Origin of the sequence: Methanoregula sp., assembly GCF_002835825.1 — an archaeon.
Lineage (GTDB): Archaea > Halobacteriota > Methanomicrobia > Methanomicrobiales > Methanospirillaceae > Methanoregula.
The window spans coordinates 1-1,113 of sequence record NZ_PIZH01000703.1 but is presented as its reverse complement, the minus strand read 5'-3'; the positions used below and the strand labels follow the sequence as shown (position 1 = coordinate 1,113).

Annotated in this window: 1 protein-coding gene; it reads left to right on the top strand. The window is 63.0% G+C overall.

Going from position 1 to position 1,113, the window contains the following annotated elements:
* A partial coding sequence (locus CW742_RS14545; protein WP_292421619.1) for a class I SAM-dependent methyltransferase occupies positions 1 to 801 on the top strand: 801 nt, incomplete at its 5' end.
* Between the last annotated feature and the right edge of the window lie 312 nt (positions 802 to 1,113).

Below are 1,113 nucleotides of genomic sequence, written 5' to 3'. Positions count from 1 at the left end.
ACCATGAGCAGCATCGACAAGGTACAGGATGAGTACCCGGAGCAGTTCTGTTCGCTCCTTGAGGCGGCATACGGCGAAGGGTTCCTCTCGGAAGGTGGCGGGGAGGCGATCGACGCCCTGTTTGACGGGTTCGGGCTGGAGAACAAACGAATCCTCGACATCGGGGCCGGGCTTGGCGGGCCGGCAGCGTATCTTGCCGGCCGGCACGGGGCCATCGTGACCGGCCTTGAGATCAACCGCCCCATGGTCGATGAATCGAACCGGAGGATCCCGCCGGAGCTCCGGCACCGGCTCTCCTTCGTCTACTATGACGACATCAGCCGGCTCCCGTTTCCCGATGCCTCGTTCGATCTCGCCTTCTGCAAGGGCGTCCTGCTCCACCTTGATACCGGGGAGAAGAACATCCTCTTTGGCGAGATCTTCCGGGTGCTTTTGCCGGGCGGGTCCTTCATCATCAGCGACTGGCTCAGCCCGGAGCACGGTCGCTGGGGCGAGCGGATGAAGACCATCGCCCGGGCCGACAACCTCACGATTGCAGCCAACACCGAGGACGACTACCGCGAGGTGATCCGCACGGCCGGGCTCACCCTCGTCTCCATCGGCGACGACAATGCCCGGTACGCCCGCTACAACGAGAACGTGGCCGACACGATCGATGACCCGGCGACCAGGAAGCGGCTGGCCCCGCTCTTTTCACCGGAATATATCGACCGGCAGATCTGGGAGTACCGGCTTCTTGCAGAAGCTATCCGGGAGCGGGAGATGCTGGTGCGGAAGATCGTCTGCCACCGCCCAAAGTGACGGTCCGCCCGAACCAGAGCCCGGCCCGGGAAAATGTCCGGCCCGGCAGCCGGGACGGTCCTGCATCAAGTGCGGCGCATCGCTCAATCCACAGATGCGGTTCTGCGGGCAGTGCGGGAGAGAGTGGAAAGGAACTATCCGATAACCGGGCTCTCCAGCCACTTCCAGAGCGGAATGTACCGGATCGTCCCGGTCACCCCGAACCATTCCGCTATTTCGGTCTTCTCCTCCCGCCCTGACAGGATGAGGAGGTTGTCGCACCCGAGTTCCCTTGCTTCCTGTCTTTTATACCACTCTGACGCTGCCGACGAA